This window comes from Stenotrophomonas sp. PS02300 (genome assembly GCF_029959395.1).
Lineage (GTDB): Bacteria > Pseudomonadota > Gammaproteobacteria > Xanthomonadales > Xanthomonadaceae > Stenotrophomonas > Stenotrophomonas maltophilia_AD.
This window is the reverse complement of record NZ_JASCOP010000251.1, coordinates 1-1,113: the sequence shown is the minus strand read 5'-3', so window position 1 is coordinate 1,113 and position 1,113 is coordinate 1. Positions and strand designations below refer to the sequence as shown.

1 protein-coding gene is annotated in these 1,113 nt (G+C 74.7%); it reads right to left on the bottom strand.

Translation table 11 applies throughout. From position 1 onward, the window contains the following. Positions 1-1,113, bottom strand: a 1,113-nt coding sequence (locus QMX79_RS20780) for a HAMP domain-containing sensor histidine kinase (RefSeq protein WP_282248465.1), incomplete at both ends; no start/stop codon positions are given.

Genomic DNA, 1,113 nt, shown 5'->3' with positions numbered 1-1,113 from the left:
CCCCCCCCACCCCGGCCCCCCCCCCCGGGGGGGGGGGCGGGCGGGCGCCGGCCGGGGGGGGGGGGGGGCCCCCCCCCCCCCCGCACCCCCGGCCACAACCAGGGCAGGCGCGCACTCAGCCGCCCGCCCGCCACCAGCAGGTCCGGATCGGCCGCGATCAGGTCCCAGGGCCCGGGGTCGACGTCGCGCACCCACGCGTCCGCATTTTCCACGGCCACCACCCGGTGGCCCTGGGAACGCAGCAGCGCGCATACCACTTCGACAGCGTCCGCCTCGGCGGCAGGCAACAGCACCATCACCCGCAACGCGCGCGATGGCACGGCAGCGGACGCGCCCGGGCGCGGCGCGGCGGGCGCGGCGGCGGCGGGTGCAAGCGCCGGCCATGGCAGCGTCAACTGGAACTGGGTGCCACGACCGCGCTGACTGTCGACGTCCAGGCGCCCCCCCATGGCGTGTGCCAGGTCGCGGCTGATGGCCAGTCCCAGCCCGCTGCCGCCAGGGTGGGCGGCGGTGTCTGCCGCTTCGACCTGGCTGAAGCGCTGGAACAGCCGCCGCACCTGCGCCGGGCTCATCCCCGGACCGGTGTCGGACACACACAGCACCAGCCCGCGATCCTCCGGCCCGGTGCGCGCGCTCAGGCTGACCTGTCCGTGCGCGGTGAACTTGAGGGCGTTGCCCAGCAGGTTCAGCAGGATCTGGCGCAGGCGCTGCACGTCGCCGTGGAAGCAGGCGCCGGGTGCGAACGTACTGGTCCAATGCAGCGCCAATGCCTTGCCCTGCGCCACCGGCAGCAGCAGCGCGTGCAGCTCACGCATCACCTCCACCAGCTCGAAGGGCGCTGGATGCAAGCGCAGGCGGCCTGATTCGATACCGGCCAGGTCCAGCGCATCGTCCATCAACTGCAGCAGGTGGTGCCCGGCCTGCTGCAGGCTGCCGACCTGCTCGCGCTGCACGGGCGACAACGGCGACTGCAGCAGCAGCTCGCTCCAGCCGAGTACCGGCGTCAATGGCGCACGCACCTGGCGGCCCAGTTCGGCCAGGAAGCGGGTGCGCTGCATCGAATCCTGCTCGGCCCGCTGCTGGCGCGCGCGCACCTGGCGCCGGTGCGCGCGT